The sequence below is a fragment of the Halovenus aranensis genome (genome assembly GCF_900100385.1).
Classification (GTDB): domain Archaea; phylum Halobacteriota; class Halobacteria; order Halobacteriales; family Haloarculaceae; genus Halovenus; species Halovenus aranensis.
The window spans coordinates 142,851-158,747 of record NZ_FNFC01000007.1 but is presented as its reverse complement, the minus strand read 5'-3'; the positions used below and the strand labels follow the sequence as shown (position 1 = coordinate 158,747).

General features: G+C 65.0%; 13 protein-coding genes. 7 read left to right on the top strand and 6 right to left on the bottom strand.

Going from position 1 to position 15,897, the window contains the following annotated elements; translation table 11 throughout:
- Positions 1-61: 61 nt before the first annotated feature.
- A complete protein-coding gene (locus BLR34_RS08900) occupies positions 62-1,651 on the bottom strand; it encodes a GMC family oxidoreductase (RefSeq protein ID WP_092702123.1) in 1,590 nt (529 codons plus the stop codon).
- The gene (locus tag BLR34_RS08895; protein WP_092702121.1) at positions 1,648-2,160 is read right to left on the bottom strand and encodes a hypothetical protein; all 513 of its coding nucleotides are present in this window, start codon (positions 2,158-2,160) and stop codon (positions 1,648-1,650) included. Before BLR34_RS08895 ends, BLR34_RS08900 begins: the two co-directional genes overlap by 4 nt.
- A 57-nt stretch (positions 2,161-2,217) precedes the next feature.
- On the opposite strand from BLR34_RS08895, the gene BLR34_RS08890 reads away from it, so the two are divergent.
- On the top strand, positions 2,218-3,831 hold the full coding sequence (locus BLR34_RS08890; protein ID WP_092702119.1) for an ABC transporter permease: 1,614 nt from the start codon (positions 2,218-2,220) through the stop codon (positions 3,829-3,831).
- Here the strand turns inward: BLR34_RS08890 and BLR34_RS08885 are convergent, their stop codons facing one another.
- Positions 3,832-4,644: an AAC(3) family N-acetyltransferase gene (locus BLR34_RS08885; protein WP_092702117.1), complete on the bottom strand. Its 813-nt coding sequence runs from the start codon at positions 4,642-4,644 to the stop codon at positions 3,832-3,834. It lies immediately after the preceding gene.
- A gap of 123 nt (positions 4,645-4,767) precedes the next feature.
- Between BLR34_RS08885 and BLR34_RS08880 the strand changes: the two genes are divergently transcribed.
- The 3 genes from BLR34_RS08880 (at position 4,768) to BLR34_RS08870 (ending at position 9,218) form a co-directional block, all read left to right on the top strand.
- On the top strand, positions 4,768-5,937 hold the full coding sequence (locus tag BLR34_RS08880; RefSeq protein ID WP_092702115.1) for an alpha-1 4-glucan-protein synthase: 1,170 nt from the start codon (positions 4,768-4,770) through the stop codon (positions 5,935-5,937).
- A gap of 5 nt (positions 5,938-5,942) precedes the next feature.
- Positions 5,943-7,067 carry an extracellular solute-binding protein gene (locus BLR34_RS08875; protein WP_092702113.1) on the top strand — a complete coding sequence of 375 codons (1,125 nt, stop codon included), beginning with the start codon at positions 5,943-5,945 and terminating at the stop codon, positions 7,065-7,067.
- Between the two features lie 93 nt (positions 7,068-7,160).
- Complete coding sequence (locus BLR34_RS08870; protein ID WP_092702200.1) at positions 7,161-9,218, top strand: ArnT family glycosyltransferase; 2,058 nt, start codon at positions 7,161-7,163, stop codon at positions 9,216-9,218.
- A gap of 1 nt (position 9,219) precedes the next feature.
- Here BLR34_RS08870 and BLR34_RS08865 read toward each other — a convergent pair whose 3' ends face one another.
- Positions 9,220-10,023: a S26 family signal peptidase gene (locus BLR34_RS08865; protein ID WP_092702111.1), complete on the bottom strand. Its 804-nt coding sequence runs from the start codon at positions 10,021-10,023 to the stop codon at positions 9,220-9,222.
- A gap of 111 nt (positions 10,024-10,134) precedes the next feature.
- On the opposite strand from BLR34_RS08865, the gene BLR34_RS08860 reads away from it, so the two are divergent.
- Positions 10,135-11,742, top strand: coding sequence for a DNA-directed DNA polymerase II small subunit (locus tag BLR34_RS08860; protein ID WP_092702109.1), 1,608 nt, complete (start codon positions 10,135-10,137; stop codon positions 11,740-11,742).
- Here the strand turns inward: BLR34_RS08860 and BLR34_RS08855 are convergent.
- On the bottom strand, positions 11,739-13,025 hold the full coding sequence (locus tag BLR34_RS08855) for a cytochrome P450 (protein ID WP_176765276.1): 1,287 nt from the start codon (positions 13,023-13,025) through the stop codon (positions 11,739-11,741). The genes BLR34_RS08860 and BLR34_RS08855 overlap by 4 nt on opposite strands.
- A gap of 101 nt (positions 13,026-13,126) precedes the next feature.
- On the opposite strand from BLR34_RS08855, the gene BLR34_RS08850 reads away from it, so the two are divergent.
- Complete coding sequence (locus BLR34_RS08850) at positions 13,127-13,567, top strand: universal stress protein (RefSeq protein ID WP_092702105.1); 441 nt, start codon at positions 13,127-13,129, stop codon at positions 13,565-13,567.
- 53 nt (positions 13,568-13,620) lie between these two features.
- On the opposite strand, the gene BLR34_RS08845 is transcribed toward BLR34_RS08850, so the two are convergent.
- Positions 13,621-14,481, bottom strand: coding sequence for a dihydrodipicolinate synthase family protein (locus BLR34_RS08845; RefSeq protein ID WP_092702103.1), 861 nt, complete (start codon positions 14,479-14,481; stop codon positions 13,621-13,623).
- Between the two features lie 157 nt (positions 14,482-14,638).
- Between BLR34_RS08845 and BLR34_RS08840 the strand changes: the two genes are divergently transcribed.
- Complete coding sequence (locus BLR34_RS08840; protein WP_092702101.1) at positions 14,639-15,895, top strand: RNA-guided endonuclease InsQ/TnpB family protein; 1,257 nt, start codon at positions 14,639-14,641, stop codon at positions 15,893-15,895.
- Positions 15,896-15,897 lie beyond the last annotated feature (2 nt).

Below are 15,897 nucleotides of genomic sequence, written 5' to 3'. Positions count from 1 at the left end.
GTTTGCCTAAAATAGAGGGAAGCGAACAAGAGCAGTGCCCGGGTGGCTGCTGACGACGGCGTCACAGCGCGTCGTCGAGATGCTCGGCCGCCCGGAGCGCGAGCGCCCCAATCGTCAGCGTCGGATTCATCGCGCCGCCAGTGGGGAAGACGCTACTGGAGACAATCCAGCAGTTATCGAGGTCGTGGGTCTGTAGACGCGGGTCGACGACGCTCTCGTCGGGGTCGGTGCCCATCCGCGTCGTCCCCATGTGGTGGTAGGCCGGACCGGTCGAGTCGGGGCCGGCCTGCCACGTAATCTCTGCGCCGAGTTGCTCCAGTATCCGCTCTTGAATCTCGTTTGCCCGTTCGATGGTCCGCAGCGCCCGGTCGCCGACGTTCCAGTGAACGTCAGGCACGGGGTTGCCGTGGTCGTCGGTCTGGTCGCGGTCCAGCCCGACGTAGCTGTCCTCGCGGGGGAGTTGCTCGACCAGTGCTCCCACCGCGACGTGGTTGCCGTAGTCCTCGCGCAGGCGTCCCAGCAGGTCGTCGCCCCAGTCCTCGCCGGATAGGGCCATCTCGACTGGCGAGGGGCCGGCGTAGTTGAAAAACTCCAGTTTGAACGGGCCGACCTCGGCGTCGGCCTCGTCGTAGAACTGGTGGGACTCGCTGGTGAGAAAACCAACGTGGTTCTGGCGGGTCGGCTCGTCGAGGACGCCCCCGGTGCCGGCAAAGAGGTGGTCCATGAAGTACCGCCCCACCAGCCCGCTGGAGTTCGCCAGCCCGTCGGGGTACTGCGCCGACTTCGAGAGCAACAGCAGGCGGGGCGTCTCGACGCCGCCACAGGCGAGGACGAACTGCTCGGCGGGCTGACGGTGGCGCTCGCCGTCCGGTGTGGCGTACACCGCGGCCTCGATGGCGTCTGCGTCGTGGGCGAGGTGCTGGACTGGGGCGCGGTCGATGACCGTCGCACCCGCCGCCTCGGCGCGCTCGATGTGAACGGTCGCGTCGTATTTCGCGCCGGAGGGACAGACCGGCTGACAGGTGCCGTAACCGACGCACTCGCTGCGGTCGTCGTAGGGTTCGGAGTTGCGGGCGTTTGGCACCGAGTGCATATCGATACCCAACTCGGCACAGGCCTCGGCGAACAGGCTGTCACTGTAGGAAGGTTCGAACGGTGCCATCGGGAACGGTTCCTCACGCGGCGGCGCGTAGGGATTGTCCATCCCGCCGGCGACGCCGATTTCGCGCTCGGCCTCGGCGTAGTGTGGACGCAGGTCCGCGTAATCGAGTGGCCAGTCGACGCCGACGCCGCGCTCGCTGGCCGACCGGAAATCGGCCTCGTGTAGACGCATCACCATTCCCTGCCAGTGGAGCGTCGACCCGCCGACACCCTTGACGCGGGCGTGATTCAGCGGATAGAACCACTCGCCGGAGGCGGCGTGTGCGTCTCGCTTTGGGTCGCCCTCCCAGACGTCCGGTCTGTCGTACGCCGGCCGGATGGCTCGCTCCTGTCTGGCGAGTCGGTCGTCGGCGTCGAACCGCGGCCCGGCATCGAGAACGACGACCTCCTGGCCCGCCTCGGCGAGTCGGGCGGCCACGAGCGCGCCGGCCGGTCCCGCTCCAACGACACAGAGGTCGGCGTCGGCGACGGGCTGGCGGTCGTCGCTCATTTCGATGGCCCCCGCTGATACGTGTCCGTCCCTCCGGGATGGCCCTGTGGGTTCTCGATGCCGACCAGGTCGCCGCCGGTGGGCGAGCTATACAGCGCGAGCAACAGTTCGTTGACGACATAGAAGCGCACCCGCTCGGCGAGTGTCCCCTCGGGGTCTTCGTCGGCCGCATCGACTCCGACTTCCCGCAACAGCTGGTCCCGGGCCGACTCGTCGAGGGCCGGTACCTCCTCGTCGTACCACTCGCGGGACACAGTCTGTAACTCCGTGACGGTCTCGCGCATCGCCGGGCCGTGTGTCGACCGGTCGAGTCGGGCCGGCAGGAACGACCTGACGAACGACGGCACGCCCGAAACGGCTGTGGGGTAGACGACCGCCGCAATCGCGACGTAAGTCTCGACGACCGACTCGTCGACTCCCTCCTGTGGCGCGCGAGCGGCACAGCCAGCCATAGCAGTGGTCCCAAGCGCCGAGAGCGCAGCGAGTGCGTCCCGTCTCGACAGTTCCATGCCCGCTCCTAGGCAAACCTAAACCTTATAATCGTTGGAGCGACTTCGTTGAGCTAGATGCGAGGGCCAGTTGCGGCGCTCCGTGCGGTCAGGAGACAGTTTTCGAGGGACGAACTGCCGCTCGGCCTGACGTTGCTTTGTGGCGTGATAGCAGCCAGCATGGTATTTCCGGTTTCCTGGCTGTTTATCAAAGCCTTCCAGGTCGAACGCGGCCGAGCCGTCGACCTCGTCGTACAACAGGAGACGCTCGATATCCTTGTCAACAGCCTCCTGTTGATGGGGGGCGTGACGGGATTTTCTGTTCTGCTGGGCGTGCCTCTCGCGTATCTCACCACGCGGACGAACCTCCCCTTTCGCCGGTTCTGGACTGTTATTGTCGCACTCCCGCTCGTGATTCCGAGCTACATCGGAGCGTTTACGTTCGTCTCTGCATTCGGCCCCCGCGGCGAGTTCCAAGACTTGCTCGCACCGTTTGGCGTCGAGCGCGTGCCAGAAATCTACGGCCTCGGCGGCGCAACGCTCGTTATCACACTGTATACCTATCCATACGTCTATCTCACCGCGCGGGCGGCGTTGCTGACGCTCGATACGTCGCTGCTCGAAGCCGCGCGCACCCTCAACCATTCGCGGTGGGAGGCGTTCAAGCGGGTGACCCTGCCACACATCCGGTCGGCGACCGCGGCCGGCGGCCTGCTGGCGGCGCTGTATGCCGTCTCTGACTTCGGGACACCCGCAATCATGCGTTTGCCGGTGTTCACCCGCCAGATTTACGTCGAAAACGATACCTTCGGCACCGAGTATGCGGCGTTGCTCGCCTTGCACCTGTTGGGTATCGTGCTGGTGGTGCTGGCACTCGAACAGCATATTCGGTCCGACGACAGGCTCGACGGCGACACCAGCAACCCCGCGAAACCGGTCGACCTGGGTCGGTGGCGCTGGCCGGCACTTGTGTTTCCGCTCGCCGTCACCGGCCTCGCGCTGTTGGTGCCAATCTGGATTCTCCTGCTCTGGGTGGTCCGGGCCGACACCGCCGGCGGGCGCTCCGAACTCGCCTTCGAGTTGGGCCACGTCATCAACTCGGTCGAAGTCGCTGGCGCGGCCGCGATACTCTCTGCGATGGCTGCGATACCCATCGCGTACTACGCGGCACGCCACCGCTCCTGGCTGTCGACTATCTTCGAGCGGACCACCTACATCGGCTTCGCCGTCCCGGGTATCGTCCTCGCGCTCTCACTCGTCTTCTTCGGGACGGATTATGCGCCAGCGTTCTACCAGACGGTGCCGATGCTGGTGTTCGCCTACGTCGTCCGGTTCATGTCTCAGGCGGTCGGCATCATCCGCTCGGGTACCCAGCAGGTCGACCCGACACTCGTCGAGGCTGCGCGCACGCTCGGCGAGTCGTCGCTGGGCGCGTTCCGCCGGGTGACGCTGCCGCTTATCAGCTCCAGTGTTGTCGCCGGGATGGCACTGGTCTTCCTGACGACGATGAAGGAGTTGCCGGTGACGCTCGTGCTTCGGCCGACTGGCTTCGAGACCATCGTCACCCAAATCTGGCGCGCCCAGAGCAACCTCCTCTATCAGTACGCGGCCGTTCCGGCCCTCCTGTTGCTCGCTATCTCCGGTATCTCGATGGTCATTCTGCTCTCACAGGGCGGCCAGGAAGGGCTGTGATTACCGATTTGCTTCGAACCACTCGACGGCGAAGTCGACGAGGGCTCGCTGGTCGATGCGTTTCGCCTCGGCGGCCCCGACCGTGCCCGTCTCGAAGGCCTCGGGACGTTCGCGCTCGAAGGCCGCGCCACAGGCGGGAAAGTCCTCGTCGCTGAAATCGATATCCTCCCACGTGACCCACTCGCGCTCGCCGTCGACGAGTATCGCGCTCCCGCAGTCTCTGGTCCCGACGTCGAGGTCTGTCCGGTACTCCGCGAGGTGTATCGACGTGTTCGTCGCGTGGTCGGTCCCGAGAAAGACCACCTGGCCCTCGCGGTCGTAGACCCGCGCGAGCGGTGACGCCTCGCCGAGCGAGTACTCGAGCGAGTGCTCCCCGGTCACGTCGTCGGCGTCGGCCCCCCAGGCGGCAAACGAGTGCTGTGGGTGATCGCTGCGGACGACCCCCGGACAGGACCGGAAACACTCGGCGATGGCTCCCATCCCCTGTGTCGGCGTCATCGCCGGCCGGTAGGGGGGCATCTGTTCGCGGACCGTCCCGTGCCACGACTCCGGGAGCGGCGGGTGTTCCATCGCCGACGGCTCCATGTTCCCGGGCGAGTGTGTCGGCATCACGAGCGTCCCCGCCTCGCCGAGGGTCCGCTGGAGCGCGTCGACGACGGCGGGCGCACCGCCACACACCCATCCGAGCGAGGACAGCGAACCGTGGACGAGAACAGTGTCTCCGCGCGCGACTCCGAGGTCCCGGAGGTCCGCGGTCATCGACGCGACCGTCACCGGCTCCGCTGAACGCTCCTCGGGCGGTCGTTCGCTCATGCAGAGACGGTGCCCGAGAACCCACATAAGCTTCGTGGCTGTGAGCCAACCCGTCACAACCATTTAGGCTTGCCTAAGAATCGACAATCTTTTAGGTTCTCCTAAAAACAATTGCATACCACGATGAGCGAGGACATTTGCGTCATCGTTCCCACGATACGGGAGTACGACTGCGTCAGGGCGTACGTCGAAAACGCCCGACAGCACGGATTCGATACCTCGCGGCTCCACTTTGTGCTCGTGACAGAGGACTTCTGTGAGACCGACGAGATGGAAGCGATGCTCGAGGAGGAGGGCGTCGCTGGCGAGGTCTTCGACGGAACCCGCCGGCAGACCTTCTACGAGCGCCACGGCATCGAGAACTACAGTCACGTCGTGCCGGCGGCCAGCCACGCCGAGACGAGTTTCGGCCTGCTGTATATGTGGGCTCACCCCCGGTTCGAGTACGGCGTTTTCATCGACGACGACACCCTGCCCCACGAAGCCGACGACTTCTTCGGTCGGCACCTCCAGAACCTCGCCTACGAGGGCGAAATCGAGGCGGTCTCCTCCGACGAGGAGTGGGTAAACGTGCTCTACCAGCGCGCCGACGAACACGGGCTCTACCCGCGAGGGTACCCATACGCCGCGATGGACGAGTCTGTCGAGACGACGACGGCCGAGGTCGACGACGTGGTCGCTTCACAGGGGCTGTGGACGAACGTTCCCGACCTCGATGCGGTGCGCATCCTGATGGACGGTGACCTCGACGGCCAGGCCCAGACGCGGACGAGCCGCGACGATTTCACCGGCGATTTCGTCGCCGCACCTGGCCAGTATCTGACCGTCTGCTCGATGAATCTGGCCTTCCGCCGGGAAGTGGTTCCGGCCTTCTACCAGCTCCCGATGGACGACAACGAGTGGGACGTGGGCCGGTTCGACGACATCTGGAGCGGCGTCTTCCTCAAGCGGGCCTGTGACGTGCTCGGCAAGCAGATTTACAACGGGTATCCCCTCTGTGAGCACAACAAGGCACCGCGGTCGACGTTCGACGACCTCACAAACGAAGTCGCCGGACTGGAGCTCAACGAACACCTCTGGCAGATTATCGACGATGTCGGCGGCGACGCGACGACCTACGCCGGCGTCTTCGAGGCGATGGCTCGGGAACTCGCCACACGGGAGTTCTCGTCGTACAACAACGGAGCGTTCTTCAACCACGTCGGCGAACACATGCTCGATTGGCTCGACTGCCTCGACGACCTCGACGGACTCGAGGGCCACAGTCGCGTTTCGACACCTGCTGACGACTGATACACATGACCGGACACGATTCACACGACAGCTACGACAGGCGGCGGTTCCTCGCGGGGATGACCGCGCTGGGGGCCGCAGGCCTTGCAGGATGTACAGACCTTCTGGGCAGTGACGACAGCGAAGACACCCCAGACATCGGCCAGATTGGGTCGGGACGGGCCGGTCGGGACGCCCCCGGCGGCACGTCGATGGAAGAACTGCCCGACCTCTCAGGCGAGCTGACAGTCTACTCGGGCCGCAACGAGTTCCTCGTTGGCCCCCTCGTCGATTACATCGAGAACCTCTACGACGATTTCGAGTTGACGCCCCGGTACAACGCCTCGACCGACCACGTCAACGCCATTCTCAACGAGGGCGACGGCACGCCCGCAGACGTGTTCTACTCCGTCAACTCCGGTTCACTCGGCGCACTCGCCGACGAGGGCCGCACGCAGGCCCTGCCCGAGGCAGTCACCGAGACCGTCAGCGAGGAGTTCCGAACCGACCAGTGGGTCGGTACCTCGGGTCGAGGGCGGACGATTGCTCACAACACGAACGCCTACTCGGCCGAGGACCTCCCGAACGACATCATGGCCTACTCCGACTTCGAGGGCGACCTCGGCTGGGCCCCGTCGTACGGCTCCTGTCAGGCCTTCGTGACCGCGATGCGTCTCCTCGAAGGCGAGGAGGCGACACGCGAGTGGGTCGAGGGTGTCGTCGACGGCGGCATTCGCTCGTATCCCGACGAGTTCGCCGCCAGTCAGGCCGTCGCCGACGGCGAAATCGACGCCGCCTTCGCGAACCACTACTACATCCAGCGCGTCCTCGACGGCAACCCTGAGGCCCCTATCTCGACGGCATTTACGAGCGGCGACGCCGGCGCTGTGTTCAACGTCGCTGGCGCGACTATCATCGACGCCGCCGACGACACGGAGCTCGCAGGGAACTTCATCAGACACCTCCTCTCGGCAGAAGCACAGGAGTACTTCGCCGTCGAAACCTTCGAGTACCCACTCATCCCCGAGGTCGACCCTGTCGGTGACCTGCCGTCTATCGACGAACTCGACGTGCCCGACATCGACCTCTCGAAGCTGTCGAACCTTCAGCCGACGGTCGACCTGCTTCGAGACGCGGGCGCGAACCTCTAGGAGGGGATTCGCGTGCCCGGCGACAGCCACGGCAGACGGATACGCGAGAGCCTCGAACAGCGCGTCGTAAGCGCTCGCGACCGCCTCCGCGCGATGTCTCCCGAGGCTGTGGCGGCCGGTGGACTCGCAGTTCTGACCGGCGTCGCCGTCTTCGCTCTCGCCTCGACTGTCTTCGAGTACCACTCCAGTAATCACGACGAGGCGGTCTACCTCCAGCAGGCGGCGATGTTGCTGGAGGGGAAACTCGAGTTAGCCGCCGGCGACCTCGTCGGGGCGTTTCGCCCCTGGTTTTTCGTCGAAGACGGCGGGACCCTCTATCCGAAGTACGCGCCGGTGCCGGCCGCGATGTACGCGATTTCGATGGCGCTGTTTGGCGAGCCACGCGTCACCCTCGCAGCAATCGCCGCCGCGAACACCGGCCTCGTTTATATCCTCGGGGCCGCCGTCGCCGACAGACGCGTCGGCCTCGTCGCCGCCGCTCTCTTTGCCTGCTCGCCGATGGCGTTCGTGACGAGCGCAACCTTTCTCCCCTACGCGCCGACGACACTGTGTAACCTCGTCTTTGCCGTTGCCTACCTCCGTGGCGTCCGGACCGGCGGCTACCGGTGGGGGGCTGTCGCCGGCCTCGCCATCGGCATCGCCTTTTTCGCCCGGCCGTACACGGCCGTCCTGTTCGCGCTCCCGTTCGTCGCACACGCCGCCTACACCGCGCTCGCGTGTCTCGCAGACGAGGGGTACTGGCCGCTTCCGACGACAGCTCGCCGACAGCTACTCACCGCACTCTGTGGGCTCTGTTTTGTCCTCGTCACGCTTTGCTACAACGCCCGGCTGACCGGTGACCCACTGACCTTTCCATACGCGGCGTTCGCGCCGCTCGACGGGCCGGGCTTTGGCTACCGACGGATTCTCGACCACGCTATCGAGTACACGCCTGGCGTCGCCGTGCGGGCAAACGGGTTCGCCGTCTGGTATCTGCTCTCCCGGTGGGTCGTCGCCGGCCTCCTGGGTGCGGGACTCGCGCTCGGGGGCATCGCGGTCGTCGTCCGGGCCTGGCAGCGCGAAGGCGACAGTCTGGTCGACCCGACCGCCGGACTGCTGGTCGCGGCCGTCGTGCCCTCGGTCGTCCTCGGGAACGTGCCGTTCTGGGGGAACTACAACCTGCTTGCCACGCTCTCTGACCCGACCGACGGCCTCGTCTCGCAGTTCGGCCCCTTCTATCACTTCGACCTGCTCGCGCCGGTTGCCGTCTTCGCCGCCGTCGCCCTCGTCGTCGGCTGGCGGCGGCTCTCGTCCCGACTGGCCGCGCACGGTCCCGTCTCTCCACGGCGGCTAGCGCTGTCTGGCTTGCTGGTGAGCGTCCTCGTCCTCGCGGGAACGAGCGCGGTCCTCGCGGCGACACCCGTCGACCGAAACGCGGCCTACGCCGAAAAGTACGACACCGCCTACGGGCCGGTCGAAGCGGCTGACTTCGAGAACGACCTCGTGTTCGTCCCGACACCGTACGGCGAGTGGCAGGCCCACCCATTCCAGGTGCTCCGAAACGACCCCGGCTTCGACGGCCCGGTCGTCTACGCGCTCGACCGCGACCCCGCCGAAGACTTCGCGGTCATCGACGCCTATCCAGACCGGAGTCTCCATCGCTACACCTACCGCGGCGAGTGGAGTGCCGACGCCAGCGAACACGTGCTGCCGAGACTCGAATCCCTGTCGGTTCGTCGCGCCGCGGCCTTCGACGCCGAGGCTGTCGTCGGCGTCCCCGACCGCGTCGACCGCGCTCACGTTCGACTGACGACGCAGGGCGGCGGTCCCGTCGAGTACACCGTCGACGACCCGGACACAGAGCTGACTGTCCCGTGGTCACTCGACGGAAACAACGCCAGTCTGGATGAGGCCGCCGGCGCTGTCGCCCTCGACGAGACAGACCTCGTCGTGGTGACGGTAACACTCGTCCAGCCCGATGGGTCGACGCTCACATACCGGCAGGAAGCGACTGTCCGAGCCGACGGCGACGCGGTCGAGGTCGTCTGGCCGCCCGAACGCACGGTCTGTCGGCTCACGACAGCCTGTGGCAGGGAGGGGACCTATCTGCCAGACCACCCCGGAGAACACCTCGGCGGCGTGAGCTTCCGGGTCTCACTCGACCCCGAGTGAGTTACTGGAAGCGCAGGCGGAACCAGCCGAGCCCGGGAATCCGCGCCTCTGCAGTCCCGACGACCCACTCGGGTTTGACCGGTCTGGTGGCTTGGAGCGAGGCCTGGTCGTAGCGGCCGTTGTTGTCGCCTTTCGTAATGAAACCGTCGTTGGGCGCGACACACTCCTCGTCGTCCGGGTCGAGACTCCCCAGGTAGGCCTGGTTCGCCTGTGCACACCAGTTCTCGCCTTCCTCGACCCAGAACATCGCCCGGTGAATTATCGGTGTCGTCCCCTCGTTGCCGTCGGGATTGAAGACGATAACGTCGCCGTCACCACCGTGGCTCCCGTACCCGGTCTCGTTCCCGACGGCGGCGGTCACGACACCGGTGTCGCCGTGTGCCTCAGCGGGCTGGAACCGCTCTGTCTCCATCAGGATGACGAGGTCGTTGACCTCCATGTTGGGCTCCATACTCCCGCTCTCGATAGCGACCATCGGCGGCCAGACGCCGCTTATCGCAAACAGGTACGCGCCGAGTAACAGGACAGCGACCACGCTCGTCACGATATCCCGGACGAACTGCACCCACTCGCTGGACTCCTCGGTTGCCGGGGTCGGGCGGGGTGTGCCACCGCGGCCGACCGCGGGCGGGCGGGACAGGTCCTCGGACTGATAGCCCTCGGCGAGGGCCGCCGAGTGGACGCCGTCTGTATCCGACTCGCTGTCCTCCACGTCTTCCGGTGGGTCGTTACCGGAAGTCGGTGACGCTCCGGCGTCCCCGGGCGCTCGCTCGGCGTCTGTCTCCTCGTCGCCGGGCGCTGTCATTGGCTAGCTGTTCCACAGTCGGGCGTTTGAATGTTCTGGAGTCGTGGTTCGAGCTCGTCGACGGGCGCAGTATTCGCTATGCTTTTGAGCGCTTCGCCCCAGTACCGACCTGTGTCTCTCGACGCGAGCACTCGCATCGTTCGTGCACTCGCAGACCGTGGCTACAACGCAGACCGGGAAGCAGTCACGCTACTGGCGAGTGCGTCGGACCCACAGGCGGCAATCGAGCGTGCACTCGAAACGGTGCCCGATGGGACTGTCGTCGTTACGGCAGACCACGTCAAAGAAGCGGTCGATACACCGGCAAATGGCCCGAAGTCTGCCGGTTCGTCACAGCCAACAGAGACCGACGAATCCGGCCAGAGTGACGATTCCCAACACCCCCCTATTTCAACTGGAGACAGCCACGACCAACCAACCGACAGCAGGGACGGCGTTCCAGTTGAAACGAAGGGGTCTGAGAACGATGCACGTGGTAGCGATTTCCGAGACAGAGACAGCACATCGAGCGGGCGGTCGCCCGTCGAGCCGGAGCTGAGCGGCGACATCCAGAGCACCGGAACCGGCGAGTACGACGATTTCGTCTCCGTCTTCCGGAACCGCTACGAGAAGCTGGCGGCACAGCTCCGGGGGCGCGTCAACCACCGGCCGACCGACGCCGTCGCGGAGATGAGCGGCAACAGCGACGCCGCCATCATCGGGATGGTGTCAGATATTCGCTCGACGGCCAGCGGGCACTGGCTGGTCGAACTCGAAGATACGAACGGGACCTTCCCCTGTCTGGTGATGAAAGACCGGGATTTCGCCGACGACGTGCAGACGTTGCTGTACGACGAGGTCATCGCCGTCGAGGGGAGCCTGGCCGACGACGCGGGTATCCTCTTCGTCGACACGATGCACTTCCCGGATGTGCCCCGCACCTACACGCCGTCGACGGCCGACAGGCCGGTCGAAGCCGCGCTCGTCTCTGATGTACACGTCGGCAGCGAAGAGTTCCGCGCCGACGCCTGGCAACGGTTTGCCGACTGGCTCCACACTCCCGAGGCCGAGTCCGTCGAGTATCTGCTCGTCGGCGGTGACATGGTCGAAGGCGTCGGCGTCTACCCCGACCAAGACGAGGAACTCGACATCGTCGATATCTACGACCAGTACGAGGCCTTCAGCGAACACCTCAAAGACGTTCCCGGCGACATGGAAATCGTGATGATACCGGGGAACCACGACGCCGTCCGGCTGGCCGAACCACAGCCGGCCTTCGACGAGGAACTCCGCGATATCATGTCTGCCCACGACGCCCGTATCACGGCGAACCCGTCGATGGTAACCGTCGAGGGTGTCTCGGTACTGATGTACCACGGCACCTCCTTCGACGAGATTATCGCCGAGTTGCCCGACGAACACGCAAGCTACGAGAATCCCGAGGGGACGATGGCACAGCTGTTGCGGAAACGCCACGTCGCCCCCCAGTACGGCGGGATGACGCGAATCGCACCCGAGGAGGAAGACCACCTCGTCATCGAGGAGGTGCCAGACATCCTCCACACCGGCCACATCCACAAGCTCGGCTACGGCACCTACCACAACGTCCTCACTATCAACTCCAGTTGCTGGCAGGCTCAGACCGACTTCCAGAAGAGTGTCAACCTCGAACCCGACGTGGGATACGCGCCGATTGTCGACCTGCAGACGCTTGATTTGACGATTCGACAGTTCGTCTAGTCCGTCAGCCGGAGCCTAAGCGTCTCGTCGACCGCAAGTGTCGGCCCCGCGGTCACTGACACTGGTTCACTCGCCCGGAACCGGCCGTGTTGACAGACGACCGCAACGGCCAGCCGAAGCAGTTGGTCGGCCATGTTCGCGCCCAGACAGTAGCGGGGGCCGCCACCGTACGGGAGATACGCGTACTCCGGGCAGTCCGGGCCACCGTCGAGCCAGCGTTCGGGTCGAAACGCCGACGGTGCTTCCCAGAACGTGGGGTCACGATGGAGCACCCACGGCGCAACGACGACGGGAGTACCGGCCGACACCTGATACCCCGCGAGCGTCGTGTCGGCTGTCGGCTCGCGAAAGAGGAGATACTGTGGCGGATACAGCCGGAGGCTCTCTTCGACGACCGCATCCAGCACGTCGAGTGAGTGGACGTCCTCGGCGGTCGGTGTCCCATCGAGCGACACAGCGAGGTCGCGCCGCAGGTCGGCCTGAATCTGCGGGTGGGTGCCGAGCAGACCGAGCGTACACGACAGCGCGGTCGCCGTCGAGTCGTAGCCAGCAAACAGCAACGCGATGAGTTCGTCACGCATCTCCGAAGACGAGAGGCCCGCCGCCCGCATCCGACCGAGCAGTGAGTCGTCACTCCCGCCGTCATCGACGACCACATCGAGGCGGTCGTGCAGCGTCGAGACAGCCCGCTGGAACCGACGGTTCGTCGGCGTGGGAACCCACTCCGGAAGATACGTCGACGGCGACCGCAGGTCGAGACGCGCGAGGATGTCTGTGGCCGCCTCGTGAATCGGCGTCTGTTCGTTGCGAAGCTCCAGCCCGAACAGCGCCTCGGCCAGCACACCGAGAACGAACGTTCGCGTCTCGTCGACGACACGGATTGACGCTCCCGGCCCCCACGTTGCAACCATCTCGCGGGCGTGGTCGGTCGCAACTGCGCCAGTCGCCGACACCTCCGCCGGTCTAAAGGCCGGCTGCAGGGTCTGTCGCCGGTCGCGCCACTGTTGTCCCTCCAGCAAGACGAGACTGTTCCCCTGAAGCGTGCCGAGTCGGTCACGAACGAGTTCGGCTTTCTGGTAGCTCTCACTGTCGGTCGCAAGCACCTGCTTGGCCGGGTCGGGCGCGGTGACCAGTACCATCGTCTGTCCCGCAATCTGCAGGCGAACGAGGTCCTCGTCGGTCCGTCCCCAGCGCTGGATAGCGTCCAGCGGTCCGCGCAAAAGCGAAACCGTGTGGCCGATGACGGGATGACGACCGTGCGCTGCCGGCGGTCGCTCGTTCACGCCGAACGTTCGGACGGTGGCGGTGAAAATGTTGTGTCGCCTCCGGGGAGCCACAGCATTATGTCAGTCTGTCGTGAACAGCCAGATAACGACGAAGACAGATGTTCGACAGGATACTCATCCCGACAGACGGCAGCGATGCGGTCACGCCAGCAGTCGAAAACGCGGTCACGCTGGCAGAAATCCACGATGCCACGCTCCATGCGCTGTTCATCGTCGAGAACCCGGTCGTCTCTGGCGTCGGCGAGGGCAACTCGGAACTCGAATCGTACATGGAATATCTCGAAGAGGAGGGGACAGACGTCACGGCCTCGGTCGCAACACGAGCCGAGGACCACGGCGTCGAGACGGAGATATCGGTTCGGGAGGGAGCGCCGAGCGAGACAATACTGGAGTATGCGACAGCACACGATATCGACCTGATTGTAATGGGGACACACGGGCGAACGGGCGTGAAGCGGGCGCTGGTCGGCAGTGTCACCGAAGGCGTCGTCCGCCACGCCGACGTTCCGGTTCTGACCGTGCGGCACGACACAGAGTAGCGAAGTCGGCGGCACCGCTCAGAGACGACCCGTCCGGGGCACGTCGGCGCTAATCACTCCGGTTCGGTCTCGGCGAGCAGGGAAGCGAGGTGTTCGGTCGCTGCGTCGTCTGGCGGCTGGTGCGGTGAGCGCGGGTAGCCTGCCGGCGCGCCGCGTTCCCGCATCGCCCACTTCAGCCCGGGAACGCCGTAGGTCGCCGTAATCGCCGTGTTCACGTCGACAACGGCCGCGTTTGTCGCTCGCGCGCGCTCGGCGTCCTCGGTCTGTGCAATCTCGCGACAGACCTCGGGAAAGAGGTTTGCCAGCGCGAGGACGCCCCCACTCGCACCGGCATCGAGGGCCTGGGCCAGCAGGCTCCCGCTGCCGACCAGCAGGTCGAACGCCTCGTCTGTAGTCCGACGCTGGGTTCTGATGAACGCCGCCAGGTCGCCCGAGGAGTCTTTCATGCCAGCGATGTTGGGGTGTGTCGCCAGGTCGGCGACCGTTTCGGGGTCGAGCCTGAGGCCCGTGTAGCTGGGGACCGAGTAGAGATAGACCGGCAAGTCAGCGCTGTCTGCTACCTCGCGGTAGTACGCGGCGAGTGTCGACTGGTCGTGGTCGTAGTAGAACGGCGTCACCACGAGCGCCGCATCCGCGCCGGTCTCGGCGGCGGCGTCGGTCGCCGCAAGCGTCTCGCGCAGGCCGGGGTGGCCGGTGCCGGCCAACACCGGCACCGACGCCGCCTCGACGACCGTCTCGATGACGCGGTTCCGTTCGGTCGCGGTCAGCAGTTCGGCTTCGCTGTTCGAGCCACAGGGGACCAGAAAGTCGACGCCGCGTGCTTCGACCCAGCCGACGAGTTCGCGAAGCGCCGGGTAGTCGACCTCACCATCCTCCGTAAACGGGGTTACGAGCGGTGGCCCGATACCGTGCATGGGTGTGTCTCGGTTGCCCGGAACTTAACGTCTTTCTAGGCGGAGTCCTCTTCCTCAAGGAGCAACGCAGTGAGCGGAGCGAACGAGTAGCACAGTAGGGAGAGGAGGAGCCGACAACCACCAATTATTAATTGACTTTAGTACTACATTGAAGGTAGTGTCGGACGACGACTATCACCGCCGAACCGCCATCACACGGCTCGCCGTATCCCCCACCGACGAGTCACTCCTCCGAGATACCACCGCGGAGTGGAAACAAGGCTGCCAAATCGCCGTGGACAAAGCATGGGAGCGGTGTCACTCCAAGTCCGACGTGCAACAACTCGCCTACGACGACGTGCGAGACCAGACGAGTCTCGGTAGCCAACACGCTATCCTCGCGTGTCACCAAGCCGCCGAGAACATCAAATCCTGCATCTCCCGCCGCCAAGACGGGAAGAAAGCCAGCAAGCCCACCTACACCAGTCCGACCGTCACCTACGACAGTCGGACGATGACAGTCTTCCCCGAGAAAGAGCAGGTCTCGCTCACCACGCACGGCGACCACGCTCGCGTTCGTGCCGACCTCGTACTCCCCGACGACGAGGACGGCTACCAACACCAGTACCTTGACAGCGACGAGTGGGAACCCACTGAATCCACGCTCCATTACCGAGACGAAGACTGGTATTTGCATCTCGGCTTCCGCAAGCCCAAGACTGCCGACGAAGCGACCGAGAACGGAACGGTTCTCGGCGTTGACCTTGGCGTGACCGAAATCGCTGTCACCAGTACGGCCCGCTTTTTCTCGGCTGGTGAACTCAACCACAAGCGACGGGAGTTCGAGCGTGTGCGTGGCGACTTACAGGAGTGTGGCACGCGGAGCGCTCACCGAACGTTGGAAGTCGTGAGTGGGCGGGAAGACGAGTACGTGAAACACGTCCTCCACAGCGTGGCCAACGGTATTGTCGAAGAAGCACTCCGCTACGACTGCGAGGGCATCGTCTTCGAGGAGTTAGATGGCATCCGTGAACGGTTGCCCGAAGCGGCGTGGCACTCGGAGTGGGCGTTCGACCGCCTCTACGAGTACGTCGAGTACAAGGCCGAAGCTGAAGGGTTGTTCGTGGAGACAACGAATCCGAAGAACACCAGTAAGCGGTGCGCTGAGTGTGGGTTCATTCACGACGACAACCGCCCGTCACGCGATACGTTCGAGTGCCAGCAATGCGGGAATCAGAATCACGCCGACTACAACGCCGCTAAAAACGTAGCAGACGTGTATCTCCGACGCGAGCAACAGTCCTCGCGTGGGAGGGGCGTCAGTCAATACGCCCTGAAGTCTGGGACGGTGACGCCGAACCGGGGATACACCCCGTACCCAGACGGGTTCGAGGTCGAGCCCACGGACAAGCCCCACCCTCAACGAAGCGAGTAGCG